The organism is Sutcliffiella horikoshii, assembly GCF_044809035.1.
GTDB classification, from domain to species: Bacteria; Bacillota; Bacilli; order Bacillales; family Bacillaceae_I; genus Sutcliffiella_A; species Sutcliffiella_A horikoshii_G.
In genome coordinates this window covers 3600550-3621347 of the sequence record NZ_CP085237.1, presented here as the reverse complement: position 1 = coordinate 3621347, position 20798 = coordinate 3600550, and the positions used below count along the sequence as shown (strand labels likewise).

Here is a 20798-nt window from a genome sequence, read left to right as displayed (position 1 = left end):
ATGAAGCAGTTATCCATGCGCTCGAAGAATACGCTCACGGGATTATTGTTCATCTCACCATGGATCCTTGGGTTTCTCTTATTCACAGCTTATCCCCTTTTCTATTCGTTGTACTTAAGTTTTCAAAAAGTACGGATTACCACAGAGGGCATTCAAACGACCTTTGTGAAGTTTGATAACTTTAAAGATGCCTTTACAGTGGACGCACTGTTCACACAAAAGTTATGGACGTTTGTTCAGGAACTTGTGTTGTCGGTGCCGATCATCATTGTATTTTCCCTGATCATTGCGATTTTGTTGAATCAGCCGATCCGCTTTCGTAATTTTTTCCGGATGATTTTCTTTCTTCCGGTCATCATTGCAAGCGGCCCGGTGATCAATGAGTTAATCTCACAGGGAGTGACATCCATCCCGTCTATCAAGGACTATGCGGTGTTTGAAACAATGCTTTCTGCCGATTCGGTATTTAGCAGTATTCTTCTTTATTTAATGGACAACTTGATTATCATCTTATGGTTCTCCGGGGTCCAGTTCTTGATTTTCCTGGCAGCCTTGCAGAAAATAGATACACAAATCTATGAAGCTGCCAAAATTGACGGGGCGTCCAATTGGGAATGCTTTTGGAAAGTGACACTGCCAAGCATTTTCCCAATGATTGTCGTTAACACGGTTTATACCATTGTGACATTCTCGATATTCTCGTTAAATCCAGTTATCGAGCATATCCAAACAAATATGTTTCAAATCAATACAGGCTTTGGCTATGCCTCAGCGTTATCATGGATTTACTTCTTGTTGATTGCAGTGGCACTGGGTATTTCAGTAGCGCTGTTAACAGTAAGAGGGAAGAAAAATTATGCTTAAAGGAGGCCGTGATCATGGCAAGCGAATCGCTGACTAACCGCAAACCAAAAGGGACAGGCATCGTGACCAGGTTGAAAAAGCTCGCTTTCGGAATGAAAGGGAACGACGGCCTTCTATATAAATTATTCATTTACGGCTTGTTGATCGGAATTGGCTTTGTATACTTATTCCCGCTGCTTTATATGATTTCTTATAGTTTGAAAAGTTTGGATGACATCTTGAATCCACTAGTAAACTGGATCCCGACGCAACTTTATCTGGATAACTATCAATCTGCTTATGCGGTATTGAAGTTCCTGCCTACTTTATTGGAATCTCTCTATGTGACAGCAATACCGGCTATTGTTCAAACGGCGGTATGTGCGGTTGTGGGGTATGGGTTTGCACGCTTTGCCTTTCCTTTCAAACGAACCATGTTTGTGCTGGTATTGGCAACGTTCATCATTCCGCCTCAAGTGACGGTCATCCCTCGTTATGTATTTTTTAACGAGATTGGTATTTTGGGAAGCATTCAAGCTTTCTTGTTCCCAGCCTTACTTGGGCAAGGAATCAACAGTGCAATCTTTATCTTGATTTTCTATCAGTTCTTTAAAATGATGCCAAAAGCATTAGAAGAAGCAGCACAGCTTGATGGTGCAGGATATTTACGTATTTTCCTGACGCTTGCGCTTCCGATGGCTGCACCTGCGATCATCATTTCTTTCTTGTTCTCCTTCGTTTGGTACTGGAACGAAACGTACTTGGCAGCGATCTATTTCGGTAACTCGTTAACAACATTGCCGCTTGAACTGCAAAAATTCGTAGCAACCTATCAACAGATGTATCCGCAAAGTGGTGGGGAAGCTTCTGAAATAAATGAAGGCATCAATATGGCAGGTACAGTTATGACGATCTTGCCGATGCTTGTTGTCTATGCAATCACGCAACGCTGGTTTGTCGAAGGTGTCGACCGCTCTGGTATTGCGGGTGAATAAGGGGTAAAGAGTGCCAACATGGCCTCTTTATCGAAATTTATAGAAACGTTTCGACAGAACTAGTTAGTTTTATTACAAAAACACTTATATTTATACATTATATTCAGTAAAAACGTTTCGTATATGTGCAATGCGATTGGGGAGGTAATCAAGGATGGCTAAAAACATGGAAAGCCTTTTAGAACAAATGACATTAGAGGAAAAAATAGCACAGCTCATGCAGTTGGCAACGTTCTTCTATAAAGGTGCAGCAGGGGATGGAGAAATTACCGGTCCTCTTGAAGATATGGGAATCTCAAATGACGTGGTGCAAAACAGCGGTTCTGTTCTTGGTGCATCAGGGGCATGGGAAGTTGCCAATATTCAACGAGAGCATCTTGCAGAGAACCGTTTAGGTATTCCTCTACTGATGATGGCTGATATTGTCCACGGATTTAAAACCATCTTTCCGGTACCTCTTGCGATTGGTTGTTCATGGGACACAGAACTTGCAGAAAAGAGCGCTGAAATAGCCGCTAAAGAAGCATCTGTCTCTGGGGTGCACGTCACGTTTGCCCCGATGGTCGACCTAGTGCGTGATCCAAGATGGGGCCGTGTGATGGAATCAACGGGGGAAGATCCATATCTGAACAGTGTCTTTGCCAAGGCCTTTGTCCAAGGCTTCCAAGGAGAGGACTTGACCAATGACATTCACCGTGTTGCAGCATGTGTAAAGCACTTTGCAGCATACGGCGCACCAGAAGGAGGCCGTGACTATAATACGGTCAACATGTCAGAAAGACAGCTTCGCGAGTCCTATTTGCCAGCATACAAAGCGGCACTTGATGAAGGCTGTGAGATGGTGATGACCGCTTTTAACACAGTCGACGGAATCCCGGCATCAGGAAACAAAAAGCTGATGAGAGACCTGCTCCGCGGAGAATGGGGTTTTGAGGGCGTGATGATCTCCGACTGGGGAGCCGTGAAAGAACTGATTCCGCACGGTGTAGCAGAAGACGAACGGGAAGCAGCGCTAAAAGGATTGGAAGCCGGGGTGGACATTGAAATGATGACCGCCTGTTACGTAAAAAATCTTGGAGACCTTGTAGAAAGCGGCGAACTCTCGGAAGCGCTGATCGATGAATCAGTATTACGCATCTTAAACCTGAAAAACAAATTAGGTCTTTTTGAAAATCCATATCGCGGCACGAGCGAGGAACTAGAAAAAGAAGTCATCATGTCACCGGAGCACCGAAAAGTGGCAAAAGAACTTGCCATCAAATCTAGTGTTCTCTTAAAAAATGATCATGTTTTACCGTTGAATAAAGAGCAAAAAATCGCACTGATCGGACCGTTTGCCAAAAATGGTGACGTGCTTGGTCCTTGGTCCTGGCAAGGTTCAAAGGAAGCAGCCGTACAAGTATATGACGGATTGCTCGCAAAAACATCAGAGGCTAACCTTTTGGTTGCTCAAGGATCTGGCATCGAAATGGTTACGGAAGAGCAGTTAAATCATGCAGTGGAGACAGCTCAGGAAGCAGATGTCATCATCTTGGCACTTGGAGAAGAATCCGATATGAGCGGAGAGGGTGGCTGCCGGGCAGATATCCGCCTTCCACAAGCACAATTAAAGCTTGTTGCGAAAATAAAAGAGCTTGGAAAACCTGTGGTAACTGTACTTTTTAACGGGCGTCCATTAGATCTTCATGGAGTGATCGAACAATCCGATGCGCTGCTTGAAGCATGGTATCCGGGTACAGAAGCCGGATCAGCCATTGCAGACCTGTTGTTCGGAGAGGCCAATCCATCAGGACGACTAACGATGAGCTTTCCATATTCCGTTGGGCAGGTGCCGGTTTACTACAACTGCTTCAACACCGGGCGCCCGCAAGGAGAAAACAAACAAGAACGCTATGTTACACATTATCTTGATATTCCCAATGATCCTTTACTGCCGTTCGGTTTCGGATTAAGTTATACAAATTTCGAATACGGTGAGATGAGTCTATCAACAGAGAGCTTAACAGCAGACTCCAGCATAGATGTTGCTGTGAACGTGACGAATACCGGAGAGCGTGCCGGGGAAGAAACGGTTCAATTCTATATCCGTGACCTCTCAGGCGAAATCGTCCGTCCGCTTAAAGAACTCAAAGGCTATGAAAAAGTATGGCTAGAGCCTGGTGAAACAAAGCAAGTCACCTTCACTATCACAGAAGACCGGCTCCGATACTACCATTCGGACCTGACATTCAAAAGCGACAAAGGCAAATTCCACGCCATGATCGGCCCAAACAGCAACGAATTGACAATAAAAGAGTTCGTTTTGAATAAGTAGTTTGTAACGAAAATGCAGTATTAGCAGGTGATTGGAGAAAAAGGCGTAGACTCCTGCAGGGGAGTAGTGGCAATGTTGAGACCCCGCAGGCAAAGCCGAGGATGCTCAAGGCCGCCCCGCTGAAAGCGAAGCCTTTTTCGGAAATCAACTGCGTCGTATAAGCAGCAACATCCATTAAAGGAGGACTTTAACATGCAAACAACAACAGCCAATCAAAAGATTAATATAAACGCAGGGGACGTTCGCTTCACCTTCCTAAACAGCGGGGATCTTTTCGAAGCCACTCACAAAGAAATCATGATCAATCAATGGATGTCCAATCCGATCGACGGCGCACTGAACAATCTATACCTTCGCGTTCACGGAGAAAACGGCATCAACGCCTACCCGCTACTAGGCGTAAAATCCGCCAGCAGCACAAGCTACTCCCAAAACGAAATCAAATGGGAAGGCTCGGTTGCAGACATCGGCTATTCCGTAAGATTCCGACTATCAGAAAAAGGCATCTGGTTCTGGGATGTAAACGTAAATGGTACAGGAAAAACTGTAGATGTTGTCTACGGGCAAGACGTTGGAATTGGAAGCAAGGGACTTGTACGTACAAACGAATCCTACCTGTCTCAATACATCGACCACAGCGTATATGAAAACAAACAAAATGGCTATGTTGTCTGCTCCCGCCAGAACCAGCCGCAACCAGGAGGGTTCCCATACCTGCAGCAAGGGTCCATGACAAAAGCAGTGGGCTACTCAACAGATGGCTTCCAATTCTTTGGACTTTCTTACAAGGAAACAAATGAGCCTGAAGTCCTTTCAAAAGAAACCCTAGCTAATGAAATCTATCAATATGAATTTGCCTATATAGGATTGCAGTCTGAAAAGGTTGAGCTTGCTGGGCAAGATAGCTTCGTGTTTTACGGCTTATTTAAAGAGAACCATCAGGAAGCTGTAACAGAGCTTGAGTTTACGGAAGAAGTAGCACGAGCTTGGGAAGAAGTGAAGGGGCTTGCTTCTGATTCTTCTGAAGAGCTGGAGAAAGTTACTGTTAACGCAAACCTGTCTGGAGTGCTATCCGGATCTTCTTTTACAAAAGTGGAACTGGATAAATACTTCCCCGTTCGCCAGCAAGAAGAATGGGAAGGAGATACATTACTATCTTTCTTCACCGATACGTATGAGCACATCGTGTTAAAGGAAAAAGAACTTGTCGTGGAACGTCCACACGGCCATATCATCATGTCAGGCAATAATGACAAAATGACGGAAAACATCATCACTTCCACTTCTTATATGTACGGAATCTTCAACTCTCAGCTAGTGGTAGGCAACACTTCCTTCCATAAGATGATGACAAACGCTCGTAATGCATTGAATGTCATGAAAACTTCTGGACAACGCATCTATATGGAGGTCGAAGGGCAGTACAAGCTATTAACGATGCCTACACTATTCGAAATCGGCTTTAACTATGCTCGCTGGTACTACAAAACTGCGGACGATGTGATTGTGGTAACGAACTATACGGTAGTAAATTCTCCTGACATTCAACTAGAAGTAACGTCTGAAAACGGCAAAAACTATCGCTACCTTGTTACAAATCAGATCTCCATGAATAACAATGAGCTGGTTGTTGCCTATGATATGAAACAGGACGGTAAAGTGCTGACGTTCACAGCAGTGGAAGGGTCTGACAGCAAGCATGTTTACCCTGACCTGGCTTACAAGCTCACACTTGACGGTGTTGGGTTCACTGTTAGCGACGAAACCAAGCTTGCAGAAGGAGTCGTTCCAGGATCTGCTTCCCTCGTGGTATTGGAAACAGAAGCAACAGCAAGCTGGACGATGACCGTTCAAGGGTTGTTACACGGAGAAGAGAGAGAGTTTGCAACTCCGAACTTTGCAACAGAAGTAGAGCGTTACCGTACATTTTTTGAAAAAGTGATGAACGGGTTCAAGTTGTCATTGGGTAATGAAAGCAAGGAAGAGCTAGAAAAAATGAATGCCACTGCATGGTGGTACACGCACAACATGCTTGTCCACTACTCGGTGCCGCATGGCCTTGAGCAATACGGCGGAGCGGCATGGGGTACGCGTGATGTCTGCCAGGGACCAACAGAGTACTTCATGGCAACGCAAAACTACGAAAGCGTGAAGGAAATCATCAAAAAGGTGTACACTCACCAATATGAGGATACAGGGAACTGGCCTCAATGGTTCATGTTCGATCAATACAATCGTATTCAAAGTGAAGAAAGCCACGGAGATATCATCGTTTGGCCGTTAAAAGTATTAAGTGATTACCTGACCATCACAAAGGACTACTCTATTTTAGAAGAAAAGGTTCCTTACACGGTTCGTGGTGCTTTCACTTTCACAGAAGAAAAAGCCACTGTGTTAGAACATGCGAAAAAAGAAATTCAATTCATTAAGGATCATTTCCTTCACGATACTTTCTTATCTTCCTATGGGGACGGAGACTGGGATGACACGCTGCAGCCTGCAAATGCCCAGTTGAAGCAATACATGGTATCTAGCTGGACCGTTTCTTTGACCTATCAAGTGTTGAACACTCTTTCTAAAGCACTTGAGGATGTATTAACAGAAGATGCCGCAGAACTGAAAACTTTGGCAAAAGGCATTGAAATAGACTTTAACAAATACATGCTTGCATCTGATGTGATTCCTGGTTTCGTCTACATGGAAGAACAGGACAAACCGGAATTAATGGTACACCCTGAAGACACGAAAACAGGTATTCATTATCGTCTGCTGCCGATGACACGAAGCATGATCAGTGAACTATTGACGCCAGAACAGGCAAAAGCACATTTTGAACTGATTAAAAAAGAGTTGTACTGCCCAGACGGCGTTCGCCTCATGAACCGCCCGGCAAACTATGCAGGTGGTGTCAGCACTCACTTTAAGCGTGCAGAGCAGGCTGCAAACTTCGGTCGTGAAATCGGACTTCAATATGTGCACGCACATATCCGTTACGTGGAAGCGATGGCGAAGCTTGGGAAGACAGACGAGGTTTGGAATGGATTGAATACCATCAACCCAATCAACATCCAGAAGGCGGTGCCAAACGCAGAACGCCGCCAAAGCAATGCATACTTCAGTTCATCTGACGGCCAGTTCAATGACCGTTACGAAGCACAAGAGCAATTCGGCAAGCTACGCGACGGCTCTGTAAAAGTAAAAGGCGGCTGGAGAATTTATTCTAGCGGACCTGGTATCTACATGAATCAATTGATTTCCAACTGCCTTGGCATCCGTTTCCAAGCTGGAGACCTTGTAGTGGATCCTGTATTGCCGGCAGATATGAACGGCCTTCGTTTTACGTATAAAGTGAACGGGCATGATGTTCAGTTTGTTTATCACTTAGATCAAGAGCAGAAGCAAGTTAGGGTGAATGGCAAAGCGGTTGATGGAATAGAAGTTTCCAACCGTTACCGTAACGGAGGGTTTGTCATCAGCAAATCCGTATTGGAGCAACATTTGGTTGAAGGTGATAATAAAATCGAGGTATTCATTAAATCTTTTTTACCACTAAAAGGGTAAAATAGGAAGATGCCAATTTAAATATGGGATACGGCGTAGATTTATGTGCGCCGTATTTCTTTGTGAGGAGAGAAAGTTTTGAAAAAAGTGAAAGTAGGCGTCATCGGGACCGGCACCATCAGCGGAATTTATTTAGAAGCGCCAACCAAATTTTCCATCTTGGATATTGTGGCAGTGGCAGACTTGAATGTAGAACGTGCGAAAGGAAAGGCAGCAGAATATAACGTCGAGAAGGTCTATACTGTCGAACAAATGCTGGCAGACCCAGAAATTGAAATGGTGATCAATTTGACCATTCCAAAAGCACATTATGAAGTGACACTTGCAGCACTTGAAGCAGGTAAGCACGTATTTGTTGAAAAACCGTTAACGATAGAAGTCGAAGAAGGAAAAAAGCTTTTGGAACTAGCCGAGCAAAAGGGACTCCGTGTCGGTTGTGCTCCTGACACCTTCCTTGGCGGCGCCTTGCAAACCTGTCGCAAGCTAATCGATGAAGGGGTGATCGGCAAGCCGGTTGCTGCAACAGGTTTTATGCTTGGAGCAGGTCCAGAAGGCTGGCATCCAGCTCCTGACTTCTACTACCAAAAGGGTGGCGGACCGATGTTTGACATGGGACCATATTACTTAACGGCTTTCATTCATTTTTTGGGACCGATCAAACGAGTGTCTGGTTCGACTCAATCAGCCTTTGAAAATCGGACGGTAACCAGAGAAGAAGATTATGGACGCCAAATTCCGGTAGAAACACCAACACATGTCACCGGTTTGCTTGATTTTGAAAATGGAGCGGTAGGAACGTTAATCACAAGCTTTGATGTGATGGGCGGCACCCAGCTTCCTTGCATGGAAATCTACGGAACTAAAGGAACATTAAGTGTTCCTGATCCAAACAATTTTGGCGGAGCGATTCGGGTCCGAGAAATGGGCAAGAACGATTTTAAGGAAGTTCCACTGGAATATGGGTACACAGATAACAGCAGAGGAATTGGAGCGGCCGATATGGCCCATGCCATTAGAGCCGGCAGACCTCACAGGGCGAACGGACATATGGCTCTGCAGGTTCTAGAAGTCATGCATGCGATCCACGAATCTTCGGAGGAAGGAAAGCATATTCACATTAAAAATAGTTGTTCCCGCCCTGAAATACTACCTTATGGATTAAGTCAGGAAAATCAGGATTTGTTTGAAAATTAAGCAGGATATTCTTTTAGAAAACCCCCTATGGAAGCTATAAACTATTGAATAATAGCAACGTTTACATTATGCTAGAGATAGGAGATTGAAACGTTTCGAAAAGGGCGGATTCACTTGTTGATTTTGGACAACTGGCCTGTCTGTAAAAGGGGGTTAAGCAAGGTGGCAACAATCAAAGATGTGGCAAAGCTTGCCGGAGTAGCAGTTTCCACGGCATCCTATGCACTGAATAATGTAAACAAGGTCAGTCCTGCTACGATGAAAAAGGTGCAAGAAGCGGCGAGGGAGTTGAACTACTTCAAAAATGGCTTTGCATCCGATTTAAAAAGAACGAAAACAAACACAATCGCACTCATCTTACGGGATCTGTCGGGACCGTTTTATTCCGAACTCATCAAAGGGGTCCAGGAAGTGACAACGGCAAATGGTTACGACCTGATAGCGTGCAGCTCTGTCGGTGGAGCGCAATCAACGGCAGCAAAATTTTTAAAAGAAAAAAGGGTGGATGGAGCAATCATCCTTGCCCATAATATAACAAATGATATTATCTTAGAATCAGCCCGCGAAGGATTCCCGATCGTGGTACTTGACCGAAAGCTTGACCACGAATTTGTGTATCAAGTGGAAGTGGACAATATTCACGGCGGCTATGCGGCAACAGAATACCTGATTAACAAAGGGCATCGCGAAATTGGCTATGTGAGCGGACCAATAAACTCCCATGATAACGAGATGCGATTTGACGGCTACATGGCTGCCTTAAGGGACCACGGCATCCAATTCCAAAACAAATGGAAGCTATCCGGAGATTTCACACGTGAAGGCGGCTACCGGGCAACGAAAATGATGATCGCCCAACGCCAGCTACCGGAAGCCATTTTCTATGCCAATGATGAGATGGCCATTGGTGGCTTGCAAGCATTTAAAGAAAATAAAATCAACGTGCCTGATGATATTTCCATCATCGGATATGACGACATCCAGCTGGCTGAATATGTGAGTCCGCCTTTGACAACGGTAAGACAGCCGAAATATGAGGTTGGGGCATTAGCGGTACATGTTGTATTTCAGGCGTTGGCCAAAGAGGATTCAGTAGAGAATTACTATAATCTTTCCACTGAGATTGTGGAGCGTAAGTCGGTTAAATAAGATGAAAATGAAGTTATGGTCCGGCCTTTCCTGTTGATGTGACAGGAAGGGCCTTTTGTTTAGTTTGTTAGAGTGGTCGAAGGAAGTCGGAATTTTACCATCTAGTTCGGACTTTAACATTGAAAACGCTTTATTATCCATTTATAATGTAGAAGAGTTATCTTGAGACGTTACATATATCGCAATATGGAAACGTTCCCACACACATGACCACAACAAAATAATAGAGTTAGAGATTTTGCAATAAATAAAAGTAACCTAGCTGATGATTGGAGCGAAAGGCGAAGACTCCAGCGGAAGATAGCACTAGGTGGAGACCCCGCAGGCTTGCCGAGGAGGCTCCAGCAGGGCCCCGCGGAAAGCGAAGCCTGGCGCGGAAATCAGCAGCGGTGCAACAAAATAGACTGGTAGCAAAGAAAGGGGCAACAAACAATGATTAAAGTAACGGTATGGAATGAAAACCGCCATGAACAGACAAACGAAAAAGTAAGAGAAGTATATCCAGAAGGTATCCACGGTGCCATCGCCTCCTTCCTAAAACAAGAAGACTACGAAATAAGAACGGCTACATTGGACGAGCCAGAGCACGGACTTACCGAAGAAGTATTGAATAACACAGACGTTCTTTTATGGTGGGGACATGTCGCGCATGATGACGTTGCAGATGAAATCGTCACTCGCGTAAAAAATAGAGTACTAGACGGAATGGGATTGATTGTTCTTCACTCTGGTCACTTCTCTAAAATCTTCAAAACATTGATGGGTACGACTTGTGACTTGAAGTGGAGAGAAGCAGACGAGAAAGAACGCATCTGGGTCGTATCACCAGGCCATCCAATCGCAGAAGGAATCGGGGAACACATCGATATCGAGCGCGAAGAAATGTATGGCGAGCACTTTGATATTCCAGATCCGGACGAGCTAGTGTTTGTGAGCTGGTTTGAAGGCGGAGAGGTTTTCCGCAGTGGTTGCACATACAAGCGTGGAAAAGGGAAAGTATTCTACTTCCGTCCAGGTCATGAAACATACCCGACTTACTATCATGAGAAAGTGCAAAAAGTCATCAAGAATGCTGTAAATTGGGCAAAACCGACTACGATCGGCGATGTATATTACGGAAATGCAAAACCATTAGAAGAAATTAAAAGCAAATAAGGGGGATAACAAGATGAAAAAGTTGCGAGTTGGAGTAGTTGGGTGCGGTAGTATCGCAAAGCACCGCCATTTACCTGAGTACCATGCAAACCAAAATGTGGAGCTTGTTGCACTGTGTGATGTAGTTTTAGAACGCGCGGAGCAAGCAGTTGATACATATGGTGGGAAAGCATATGAGAGTTATCAAGAAATGATCGACCGTGAAGAATTGGATGTTGTGAGTGTGTGCACACCGAACTACCTGCATGCCCCTGTATCCATCTATGCTTCCAAAGCTGGAGCGCACGTTTTATGTGAAAAACCGATGGCAACGTCAAAAGAAGAAGCAGACGAGATGATCGCTGCTGCTATAGCATCTGGCAAAAAGCTGATGATCGCACACAACCAACGTTTTGTTCCATCTCACCAAAAAGCAAAACAACTGATCGAAAGCGGTGAAATCGGGAAGATTTACAGCTTCCGTACGGCATTCGGACACCCTGGACCAGAAGGTTGGAGTGTGGACGGGAAAGACAGCTGGTTCTTCCGTAAAGAAGAAGCATTCATCGGCGCGATGGGAGACCTTGGCGTACATAAGTCCGATCTTATGCGTTACCTTTTAGGAGAAGAAATCGTGGAAGTAGGAGCATTCATCGAAACTTCTTCAAAAGAAAACACAGATGTGGATGACACGGCAGTTTGCGCGCTAAGAACAGAAAGCGGCATCGTAGGAACGTTAGCTGCAAGCTGGTCTTACAAGCGTGAAGATAACTCCACCATCATCTACGCGGAAAAAGCGGTACTTCGTCTTGAAGATGATCCTACTCACTCTTTAGTCGTACAATATGCAACTGGTGAAACAGTTCGCTACGAATTAGGAAAAATCCAAAGCAACGATACAGGCGGACAAACAGGTTCTCATGTAATCGACCATTTTGTAGCAAGCATTTTAGAAGGCAAAGAAGTACTTGTAGACGGAAACGAAGGAAAGAACTCCTTAATGGTTATTTTAGGAGCGCTTGAATCCAACGAAACGAAGAAAATTGTCAACATCCAAAACGAATTGAACTAAGGAGCGTGAACACTTATGAAACTAGGCGTATTTACTGTTCTTTTTGCAAATAAGTCATTTATTGAAATGCTTGATTATGTAAAAGCGGCAGGGTTGGATGCAGTGGAAATCGGAACAGGCTGCTATCCTGGAAACAACCATTGTCCACTGGATACACTTCTTGAGGACGAAGGGGCACGCAACGCTTATATGGAAGAGATTCATTCTCGCGGTTTGCAAATCAGTGCATTCAGCTGCCACGGTAACCCAATTTCACCGGATGAGGCTTTTGCAAAAGAATCTCATGAAACATTACTTAAAACGATTGACCTTGCTGCTTTGACAGGTGTAGAAGTGGTTAACTGCTTCTCCGGCGTTCCTGGTGACAGCGAAAATGCAAAAGCGCCAAACTGGCCTGTTGCACCTTGGCCAAATGAATATGGCGACGTGTTGACATGGCAGTGGGAAACAAAGCTTGTTCCTTACTGGAAGGAAGTAGGGAAGTACGCAGAAGAGCGTAACATCAAAATTGGTCTTGAGTTACACGGCGGATTCTTGGTACATACGCCACACACGATGCTGAAGCTTCGTGAGTTAACGTCTCCTGCAATCGGAGCAAACCTGGACCCAAGTCATTTATGGTGGCAAGGTATCGACCCTGTTGCAGCGATTAAAATCCTAGGAAAAGCTGGCGCAATCCATCATTTCCACGCAAAAGACACGTACATCGATCAGGATAATGTAAACATGTACGGCTTGACGGACATGCAGCCATACGGCGATGTGCAAACTCGTGCATGGAGCTTCCGTTCTGTCGGGTGCGGTCATAGTGTTCAAGAGTGGTCGGACATGATGAGTGCACTCCGCACTTATGGCTACGATTATGTAGTCAGCATCGAGCATGAAGATCCGATCATGTCGATTGAAGAAGGCTTTGCACGTGCAGTGACGAACCTTCAATCTGTATTGATTAAAGAACAACCTGCTGATATGTGGTGGGTGTAAATTTAAGCTATTGTCAACAAGCAACCAACGATCTTGGTTGCTTGTTTTTATAAAAATGGAGGCGGTTGAGGATGAAACATAAAATTGCTGCGCAACTATACACAGTGCGCGATTTACTGGAGAAAGATTTTATCGGCGTATTAAAAGAACTGAAAGAGATGGATTTTGCTGGTGTGGAAATGGCAGGACTTTACGGTCATGATCCAAAAGAAATTGCGGCTGCGTTGAAGGAATTAGGGTTATCCGTTGCCGGCATGCATGTCGGGGTCGATCGATTACGAAACGAGCTTCATGCCGTGTTGGATGAAGCAGAGCTATTCGGTACAAAGCATCTTGTTATGCCATATGTGGTGGAAGAGGACCGTACGGAGGAATATTATGTTTCTCTGAAGTCGGAGTTGAACGAGCTTGCTGCTGTGTTGAAAAAAGACGGCTACACGATCAGCTATCATAACCACGATTTCGAGTTTGAGACAGGAGTAGACGGGCAGGTTGCATTGGAATATCTATTGGAACCAAGCGAAGATAACTTGATACATGCTGAACTGGATGTTTATTGGGTGACGAAAGCTGGTAATGATGTGGTGGAATTCTTGGCTCCATTATCTGGTCGAGTTCCAACATTACATATGAAAGATATGGCTGCAGGTGAGGAAGGAAGCTTTGCCGAAGTAGGAACAGGCGTCATCGACTTTGAACCAGTTTTACGCTGGGGAGAAGAGAACGGTGTAGAATGGTACATCATTGAGCAAGATGTGTGTCCTGGGAATCCGTTGGACAGTTTGCGTGTGAGTATTGGGAATTTGAAAGGGATCATGGAGAAAATTTAAAGTTTTGTGTTACAGGTGGCCGCCGGAGTAAGGGGGGCTGCCTGTTTTTTAGTTTGTTTATGTGGATTTTGGGAATCAGCATCAACTCGATGGATTTTGGCATGAACTCGGGGTGCTTTGGCACGAACTTGCATCATTTTGGCATGAGCTCACCGTGTTTCGGCATGAACTCGGCTAAATCACTATAAAAATGTCCAAATACCCGCCTCCTTTTGAAGAGTGAGGGCATCTGGACAGCTCTTTGAATGATATTATTTAAAGTTGATCACCAAATGATCATCAATTTTCCCATGTTTCTTAGTAGTAATCAAAACTTTTGAGGAATCAACCTCTTCCACTTGATAATCTGCATCCTCCAGCACAACCCTGTTTGTTTCCAAGAGAATGCTGTCACTGCTTTGTGTCAGTCGGAAGGCAATGGAGTCAGCAGATACCTCTATAATTTCAGCAGTCGAATAAACTACTTTCACTCCTGGTTTCACTAATGACACATTCAACGGAAGCATTACGCCATCTTTACTTTGCAGGGTGAATGTGCGGCCGTCCAAGAGATTTACCTCGTTTAAACGAATCTGAATGTCCTTTTCAAAACCATCCAAATTCAACAGATGAATAAAACGCTCATCGCCACGAGAAACCGAAGTCGAGAATATCCCATGGTACTCGTAATCATGGGTTAGACCCGCCACTGCCCCAAGTCGCTCCAGCGCAGTTTTGAAAAGATCAATATCGCAGCGATAAGCAGTCGCAAGCACGATAGCCCGACCTTGGCCAACCTTTGCGTCAAAACCACATACCTCATAGGATTCCGTTACACGCATGATCGCTTCTGCATTTGAACCAAGATCAAATGTCTGTGTAAAATAAGTGCGTATCTCAGGACGCTCGGCGGCCCATCCGTCCGCAGTTAGGGACATAAATCGGCCATGCTCATTGAATGTCACTCCAAGAGGCATCACACCAAGCTCATCAGCTAGTGCAGTGAAAGGCTTTCCTTCCATATCAAAGGTCGGGACCTCTCCGTACAATAGAATTCCTCCACCACGCTTCAAATACTCCACTATTTTCAGCTGAACATCTTTGTCCATATAACGCGCTGATGGCAACACAAGCACCTTGGTCACTTCAGGATTCAATTCTTTATTTTGCACATCGACAGAACTGAAACGGTAGCTTGCAAGCAACATGGCACGCGCAACAATCTCCCATGCTCCTGCTCCACGGTGCATCGTGATGTTGTCGACAATCTCACGCATTTTCGCACTATCAGGATAGCGATATTCGGTCATATAGTAATCTGGAATAAACGCAAAGGCTACAGAGTCTCGGTCCTCATCCATTGCTGCAAGCTTGTCCCCGACTGCCATCATTGTTTTAATGGAGCGTGCCATGCGAGGGAATGTGTAGTTGAGCTTACCCTCTGGATTAACCGGTGCTGCAAATCCGTGGCGTTCTCCCGTAGATGCGATTCGTCCGTTCCCGTCGCCTGCTGCTTCTTCGATTCTGTAGTTATACCCCCCGGTAAACAGGTAATAGTTGATAAGACGATTTCCTTGTGCCACACACATCCTTGTTTTAAAATCGGCTGCGGATACGTCATAGCGACCGCCATATGTTTCACCAAAATTGCCATCGCCACAGTTGAATTCGACGCTAGTCAAAGGCTGATCAGGATGATGAACGGCGTCCATAAAACCATTAATCAAGTAAAGATCCTGGAACGATTCCATATCCAAGTCTCCAAAGTAAATATCAGATCCGGACATAAAGCCCTCACTTTGGGTATAAGATTCATAAAGCTGAGAGATGCCAATCGGATACGTCAATCCGCGGCCGCCTCCTGTTCCATGAATATTGACGATGAACGGAACATCTTTTACACCGTACTCTTCAGCAAACTCACGCAAAATCGCGACATAGCGGGTAAAACGGTGTCTCATATAGTGGCCTAGATCACGCATCAGTTCGGCAGCATACTCTTCCTTTGGAGAGCGGATGCCATGGACTCTTTCGGATGCATCATGCAAGTTAAATGGATAACGCTGCGTTAACTCTGCTTCTTCGTACTTCTCTTGTAACCAGGTAACAAAGTCCTCCAACAACTGCTCTGTCAAATCAGGACAGTTGCTGACCCAAGATAGCATTCCAATCTCATTATCAAGCTGTACCCCAATAATATTGCCGCCGTTTGTGTGCAAGCGGTGGGCGATTACTGCCATCACGGCCTCATACCATTTTTTTGTTTCTTTTAGGAAGTTTGGAGCCAAATAATCTAATGTCGGTGTGGTAGCGGCATTTCCATCCCAACCTACTGGGATAACTTCCGGGTGCTTCTCAGATACCCAATGAGGTATCCCTTCATTTTTCATTTCCGCCATAATGAACGGTCCTGGTCTGGCAAAGAAATATAAATCATTTTCGGCACAAAGGTCGATAAACGCACCCAAGTCCAATTCAGGTCGGCTGTGACCATCTAGGTCCATCTGTCCTTCAACAGGTTCATGGCACAACCAAGGAATATACGTGGCGACGGCATTACAGCCTGCATCTTTCAGTTTATTAATTCGATCTTGCCAATCTTTTCGTTCCAACCGGTAATAATGTATCTCCCCGCACATAACAAGTACTGGTTTTCCATCTATAAGTATCTGTTTGTTTTTAATCTCAATCATGTCTTTTCATCCCCTCGGAGTAAAATAGAAAAGCGCTTACAAATTAAGTTAATCGAAACGTTTCGCTAATTAATATACAAGAATAATCCTAACACAAATAGGTGTTTGTTGAAACGATTTTATTTAGTTAGGGTTCTATAAAATCAGCATAGAAGAAATAAAACAACACCATTCTATATAATAAGTAAGTAAAAAATTTCTTCTCAAAAAGGTTGACATTATACCCTCGGGGGTATAATATATGGGCATAGACATTGTTACTACATTATTTTCAACAGGAGGTGCATGTCTGCTATGGAATACACTAACCAAATGAAGAATCGTTTGAAGCGTGCCGAAGGGCAAATCAGGGGAGTTCTTCATATGATGGAGCAAGGTGAAGATTGCCGAGATGTGGTCTCACAGTTAAATGCTGCAACCACTGCAATTGAACGTGCCATTGGCGTCATCGTTAGTACAAACTTGGAGCAATGCGTTCGGGAAAATGTACTGAAAGGCGAAGAGACGAGCGAAATGGTGCAACAAGCGGTCGATCTTCTTATTAAAAGCAGGTAGTAAAAAAAGTACTTGATAATATACCCTAAGAGGTATATTATAGAGTTATTGATACCCACTAGGGTATTTGGAAGGAAGGTTGCATCATATTTTTTTATATGTTATTATACCCCTTGGGGTATTAGAACTGCAAGATTTTTTTGAAGTAAAATATACCCTACCAGGTATAAAGGAATTACCAATATTTTTTTAACTAACAACATACCCCCCGGGGTAACTAAAAATAGGAGGAATAACACATGAATGTAAACAAAGTATTAGACGCAAAAGGATTAGCTTGCCCAATGCCATTGGTGAAAACGAAGAAAGCATTAAATGAAGTGAACAGCGGTGAGATTCTAGAGGTTATCACTACAGACAAAGGTGCGAAGACTGACCTTACTGCATGGTGTAAAGCAACTGGAAACGAGTTAATGGACATGAAAGAAGAAAACGACGTATTTACTTTCTATATTAAAAAAGGGTAACGGTAGAGAAAACAAAAAGCAAAGGGAGAGGATCTTATCATGGAAAAGAAAAAAACAACGATTGTACTTTTCAGCGGTGACTATGACAAAGCGATGGCAGCCTATATTATTGCGAACGGTGCTGCAGCCTATGATCACGAAGTAACGATTTTCCACACATTTTGGGGGTTGAATGCACTTCGGAAAGAGGAGCTTGTGCCGGTTAAGAAAAACTTTATTGAAAAAATGTTTGGCAAAATGATGCCACGCGGAGCTAACAAGTTGCCATTATCTACGATGAATATGGCTGGCATGGGTCCGAAAATGATTAAAGGCATCATGAAAAAGCATAACGTGCAATCTTTACCTAGCTTGATCGAAATGGCAAAAGAGCAGGATGTAAAACTTGTTGGCTGTCAAATGACAGTGGACTTACTTGGCTTGAAACACGAAGAGATGATTGACGGAATCGAATACGCAGGGGTTGGCGCATATTTAGGCGATGCTTCTGAGGGTAATGTTAACTTATTTATCTAAAGGGGTGGGTCTAGATGGAATTTCTTCCTTATCTTTTAATGGGGCTGGCAGTGGTTTTTCTGATCAGCAGAATGAAGCCGACTGTCGGAGTACGCCAGATAACAACGGCTGAATTAAAGCAGGAATTAAACGACAAGAACAAACAATTCATTGATGTACGCACACCGATGGAATACAAAGGGAATCATATTCGACCATTTCAAAATATCCCTTGGAACAACATCGGAAACAGCATAAATCAACTCTCTAAAGACAAAGAGACTATAGTGATCTGTCAAAGCGGCATGCGCAGCAATGCAGCCGTGAAACAATTGAAGAAAGCAGGATTCTCTAAGCTTGCCAATGTTAAAGGCGGCATGAATGCTTGGTAATTTAAAAAGAAAAGGAGCTGTCAAACATGAAAGAGATTACACCACAGGAATTAGAAGCAAAGCTTGCAGCTGGCGAGCAGGTATCAATCATTGATGTACGTGAAGCAGAGGAAGTGGCTGCAGGGAAGATCCCGCAAGCGGTGAACATCCCGTTAAGTTTATTGGAGTTCCGTACGCAAGATATTGATAAGTCCAAAACACATTTCATGTTCTGCCGTTCAGGTGGAAGAAGTGGGAAGGCCTCCATGTTCTTGGCAGCCCAAGGTTTTGACGTCATCAATATGGTTGGCGGTATGCTTGAGTGGGAAGGTAACGTAGAATAATATTTTTCTCAAAAAAGGAGATGACGTATTGATGAATGTAAATATGACTGTAGATGCAAAAGGGATGGCATGTCCTATGCCCATCGTACGTACGAAAAAGGCGATCGACCAGATTGAATCAGGAGAAGTATTGGAAGTATTGGCAACAGATAAAGGTTCAAAGGCGGATATTAAAGCATGGGCAGATAAAATCGGCCATCAATATTTAGGAACGATTGAAGAAGGCGATGTGCTGAAACATTATATCCGTAAAGCAAGATCTGAAGAGGAAAAAGAGGAACAAAATTATCCTCATGTTGCAACGAATGAAGATTTGGTCGCAAAATTAGAGGCGGGTATTACAGTACTTGACGTGCGTGAACCTGCCGAGTATGCATTCGGACACATTCCTGGTGCAGTATCTGTTCCATTAGGTAACCTCGAAGGTGGCATTGCTGAATTAGACAAAGAAAAAGAAACGTATGTCGTTTGCCGCACAGGAAGCCGCAGTGATATGGCTGCACAGAAATTGACTGAATTAGGTTTTACAAATGTGAGAAATGTTGTTCCTGGAATGAGCAAGTGGGAAGGTCCAACAGCTTAACGATTGTATAAATTTTTTTGAAAAATATTATACCACAGGGGGTATTTATTCATGTTAAACGCAATGATTGCAAAAGATGTAACGAAAAAGATTTTGGCTGATGAATCATTATTTATTTTAGATGTGCGAAACGAAGATGCATTTGCAGATTGGAAAATTGAAGGCGCATCTGTTGAGCATAGGAATGTACCTTACTTTGAATTGATGGATGGGGTAGAAGAAATCTTAGAACAAATTCCAGCAGAAAATGTATTAGTTGTTTGTGCAAAAGAGGGTTCTTCTATCTTTGTTGGTGAGATGTTAGTGGAAGCAGGCGTGAAAAATGTTTCTTACTTGCAAGGCGGAATGAAGGCTTGGAGTGAGTACTTGGAGCCAGTTAAGGTAGCAGATTTAACGGATGGCGGCACGTTGTGGCAGTTCGTTCGTATCGGGAAAGGCTGCTTGAGTTACCTAGTTGAATCTGACGGGTCTGCTATGATTATTGATTCCACACGTATGGTGGATCAGTACATTTCTTTTGCGCAAGCGAAAGGACTGAAAGTGATACATGTGGCAGACACTCATTTGCATGCCGATCACATTTCCGGTGGACGCATGCTTCGTGAAGCAACAAATGCGACTTACTGGTTACCTCCAAAGGATGCAGAAGAAGTAACGTTTGATTACGCAGCACTGGAAGACGGTGTGGAAATCACAGTTGGTACGACGAAGGTTGCTGTGCAGGCAATCTATTCTCCGGGTCACACAATCGGAAGTACGTCTTTCGTAGTCGATAACCGGTTCTTATTGAGCGGTGACATCTTGTTCGTAGCATCCATCGGCCGACCTGATCTTGCCGGAAAAGCGGAGGACTGGGTGGCAGATTTACGCGAAACACTTTACTCCCGTTACAAAGAGTTGTCTGAGGATCTTGTTGTATTACCGGCTCACTTCGGTACGATGTCCGAAGTTGGTGAAGGTGGCCTAGTGGCAGCACGTTTGGGTGACCTGTTTAAAAATAACGCAGGCCTAAATATCGAAGACGAAGCAGAATTCCGCAAACTCGTTTCCGAAAACCTGCCACCACAACCAAACGCATACCAAGAAATCCGCCAACTAAACATGGGCAAAATCAACCCAACCGACGACGAACAACGCGACATGGAAATCGGTCCCAACCGTTGCGCGGTGCATGGATAAAAAAGTGTGAAGAGGGGTCAGACCCTCAAAGGAATTCCGCCCTTCGTGTCGAAGGG

Annotated in this window: 18 protein-coding genes; 17 read left to right on the top strand and 1 reads right to left on the bottom strand. The window is 44.2% G+C overall.

Annotated features, from left to right (window positions below):
• From LG307_RS18880 to LG307_RS18835, 10 genes are all read left to right on the top strand, one after another.
• Nucleotides 1-864, top strand: coding sequence for a carbohydrate ABC transporter permease (locus LG307_RS18880; RefSeq protein WP_404445201.1), 864 nt, complete (start codon nt 1-3; stop codon nt 862-864).
• 14 nt (nt 865-878) lie between these two features.
• Nucleotides 879-1838: a carbohydrate ABC transporter permease gene (locus tag LG307_RS18875; RefSeq protein WP_223491168.1), complete on the top strand. Its 960-nt coding sequence runs from the start codon at nt 879-881 to the stop codon at nt 1836-1838.
• Nucleotides 1839-1992: 154 nt separating this feature from the next.
• On the top strand, nt 1993-4152 hold the full coding sequence (gene bglX, locus LG307_RS18870; protein WP_404445198.1) for a beta-glucosidase BglX: 2160 nt from the start codon (nt 1993-1995) through the stop codon (nt 4150-4152).
• A gap of 192 nt (nt 4153-4344) precedes the next feature.
• A complete protein-coding gene (locus LG307_RS18865; RefSeq protein ID WP_404445195.1) occupies nt 4345-7713 on the top strand; it encodes a GH36-type glycosyl hydrolase domain-containing protein in 3369 nt (1122 codons plus the stop codon).
• A gap of 78 nt (nt 7714-7791) precedes the next feature.
• Nucleotides 7792-8907 (top strand): Gfo/Idh/MocA family protein, encoded by a 1116-nt coding sequence (locus tag LG307_RS18860; protein ID WP_404445192.1) that lies wholly within the window; start codon nt 7792-7794, stop codon nt 8905-8907.
• 162 nt (nt 8908-9069) lie between these two features.
• On the top strand, nt 9070-10056 hold the full coding sequence (locus LG307_RS18855) for a LacI family DNA-binding transcriptional regulator (protein ID WP_404445189.1): 987 nt from the start codon (nt 9070-9072) through the stop codon (nt 10054-10056).
• Between the two features lie 432 nt (nt 10057-10488).
• Entirely contained in the window at nt 10489-11211 is a 723-nt protein-coding gene (locus LG307_RS18850; RefSeq protein WP_404445186.1) for a ThuA domain-containing protein, read from the top strand.
• 13 nt (nt 11212-11224) lie between these two features.
• The gene (locus LG307_RS18845; RefSeq protein ID WP_404445184.1) at nt 11225-12262 is read left to right on the top strand and encodes a Gfo/Idh/MocA family protein; all 1038 of its coding nucleotides are present in this window, start codon (nt 11225-11227) and stop codon (nt 12260-12262) included.
• A gap of 15 nt (nt 12263-12277) precedes the next feature.
• Nucleotides 12278-13246 (top strand): sugar phosphate isomerase/epimerase family protein, encoded by a 969-nt coding sequence (locus LG307_RS18840; RefSeq protein WP_404445181.1) that lies wholly within the window; start codon nt 12278-12280, stop codon nt 13244-13246.
• A gap of 71 nt (nt 13247-13317) precedes the next feature.
• Nucleotides 13318-14076 carry a sugar phosphate isomerase/epimerase family protein gene (locus LG307_RS18835; RefSeq protein WP_404445179.1) on the top strand — a complete coding sequence of 253 codons (759 nt, stop codon included), beginning with the start codon at nt 13318-13320 and terminating at the stop codon, nt 14074-14076.
• Nucleotides 14077-14327: 251 nt separating this feature from the next.
• Here LG307_RS18835 and LG307_RS18830 read toward each other — a convergent pair whose 3' ends face one another.
• Nucleotides 14328-16748, bottom strand: coding sequence for a beta-galactosidase (locus LG307_RS18830; RefSeq protein ID WP_404445177.1), 2421 nt, complete (start codon nt 16746-16748; stop codon nt 14328-14330).
• Nucleotides 16749-17042: 294 nt separating this feature from the next.
• Here LG307_RS18830 and LG307_RS18825 point away from each other — a divergent pair, with 294 nt between their 5' ends.
• The 7 genes from LG307_RS18825 to LG307_RS18795 all read left to right on the top strand — a co-directional run bounded on the left by LG307_RS18825 (nt 17043) and on the right by LG307_RS18795 (nt 20742).
• Nucleotides 17043-17303, top strand: coding sequence for a metal-sensitive transcriptional regulator (locus tag LG307_RS18825; protein WP_010196754.1), 261 nt, complete (start codon nt 17043-17045; stop codon nt 17301-17303).
• A gap of 239 nt (nt 17304-17542) precedes the next feature.
• A complete protein-coding gene (locus tag LG307_RS18820) occupies nt 17543-17770 on the top strand; it encodes a sulfurtransferase TusA family protein (RefSeq protein WP_404445175.1) in 228 nt (75 codons plus the stop codon).
• A 36-nt stretch (nt 17771-17806) separates the two neighbouring features.
• Entirely contained in the window at nt 17807-18286 is a 480-nt protein-coding gene (locus tag LG307_RS18815; protein WP_029326530.1) for a DsrE/DsrF/DrsH-like family protein, read from the top strand.
• A gap of 14 nt (nt 18287-18300) precedes the next feature.
• Nucleotides 18301-18657, top strand: coding sequence for a rhodanese-like domain-containing protein (locus LG307_RS18810; RefSeq protein WP_404445172.1), 357 nt, complete (start codon nt 18301-18303; stop codon nt 18655-18657).
• A 26-nt stretch (nt 18658-18683) separates the two neighbouring features.
• Nucleotides 18684-18980 (top strand): rhodanese-like domain-containing protein, encoded by a 297-nt coding sequence (locus tag LG307_RS18805; protein ID WP_404445170.1) that lies wholly within the window; start codon nt 18684-18686, stop codon nt 18978-18980.
• Nucleotides 18981-19008: 28 nt separating this feature from the next.
• A complete protein-coding gene (locus LG307_RS18800; RefSeq protein ID WP_404445167.1) occupies nt 19009-19563 on the top strand; it encodes a sulfurtransferase TusA family protein in 555 nt (184 codons plus the stop codon).
• Nucleotides 19564-19614: 51 nt separating this feature from the next.
• Entirely contained in the window at nt 19615-20742 is a 1128-nt protein-coding gene (locus tag LG307_RS18795) for an MBL fold metallo-hydrolase (protein WP_404445165.1), read from the top strand.
• Nucleotides 20743-20798: the final 56 nt, after the last annotated feature.

What these genes read in the sequence shown, in the direction of transcription:
- LG307_RS18880 (WP_404445201.1), top strand. Translation starts at nt 1, where the DNA reads ATGAAGCAGTTATCCATGCGCTCGAAGAATACGCTCACGGGATTATTG.
- LG307_RS18875 (WP_223491168.1), top strand. Translation starts at nt 879, where the DNA reads ATGGCAAGCGAATCGCTGACTAACCGCAAACCAAAAGGGACAGGCATC.
- bglX (WP_404445198.1), top strand. Translation starts at nt 1,993, where the DNA reads ATGGCTAAAAACATGGAAAGCCTTTTAGAACAAATGACATTAGAGGAA.
- LG307_RS18865 (WP_404445195.1), top strand. Translation starts at nt 4,345, where the DNA reads ATGCAAACAACAACAGCCAATCAAAAGATTAATATAAACGCAGGGGAC.
- LG307_RS18850 (WP_404445186.1), top strand. Translation starts at nt 10,489, where the DNA reads ATGATTAAAGTAACGGTATGGAATGAAAACCGCCATGAACAGACAAAC.
- LG307_RS18845 (WP_404445184.1), top strand. Translation starts at nt 11,225, where the DNA reads ATGAAAAAGTTGCGAGTTGGAGTAGTTGGGTGCGGTAGTATCGCAAAG.
- LG307_RS18840 (WP_404445181.1), top strand. Translation starts at nt 12,278, where the DNA reads ATGAAACTAGGCGTATTTACTGTTCTTTTTGCAAATAAGTCATTTATT.
- LG307_RS18835 (WP_404445179.1), top strand. Translation starts at nt 13,318, where the DNA reads ATGAAACATAAAATTGCTGCGCAACTATACACAGTGCGCGATTTACTG.
- LG307_RS18830 (WP_404445177.1), bottom strand. Translation starts at nt 16,748, where the DNA reads ATGATTGAGATTAAAAACAAACAGATACTTATAGATGGAAAACCAGTA.
- LG307_RS18825 (WP_010196754.1), top strand. Translation starts at nt 17,043, where the DNA reads ATGGAATACACTAACCAAATGAAGAATCGTTTGAAGCGTGCCGAAGGG.
- LG307_RS18820 (WP_404445175.1), top strand. Translation starts at nt 17,543, where the DNA reads ATGAATGTAAACAAAGTATTAGACGCAAAAGGATTAGCTTGCCCAATG.
- LG307_RS18810 (WP_404445172.1), top strand. Translation starts at nt 18,301, where the DNA reads ATGGAATTTCTTCCTTATCTTTTAATGGGGCTGGCAGTGGTTTTTCTG.
- LG307_RS18805 (WP_404445170.1), top strand. Translation starts at nt 18,684, where the DNA reads ATGAAAGAGATTACACCACAGGAATTAGAAGCAAAGCTTGCAGCTGGC.
- LG307_RS18795 (WP_404445165.1), top strand. Translation starts at nt 19,615, where the DNA reads ATGTTAAACGCAATGATTGCAAAAGATGTAACGAAAAAGATTTTGGCT.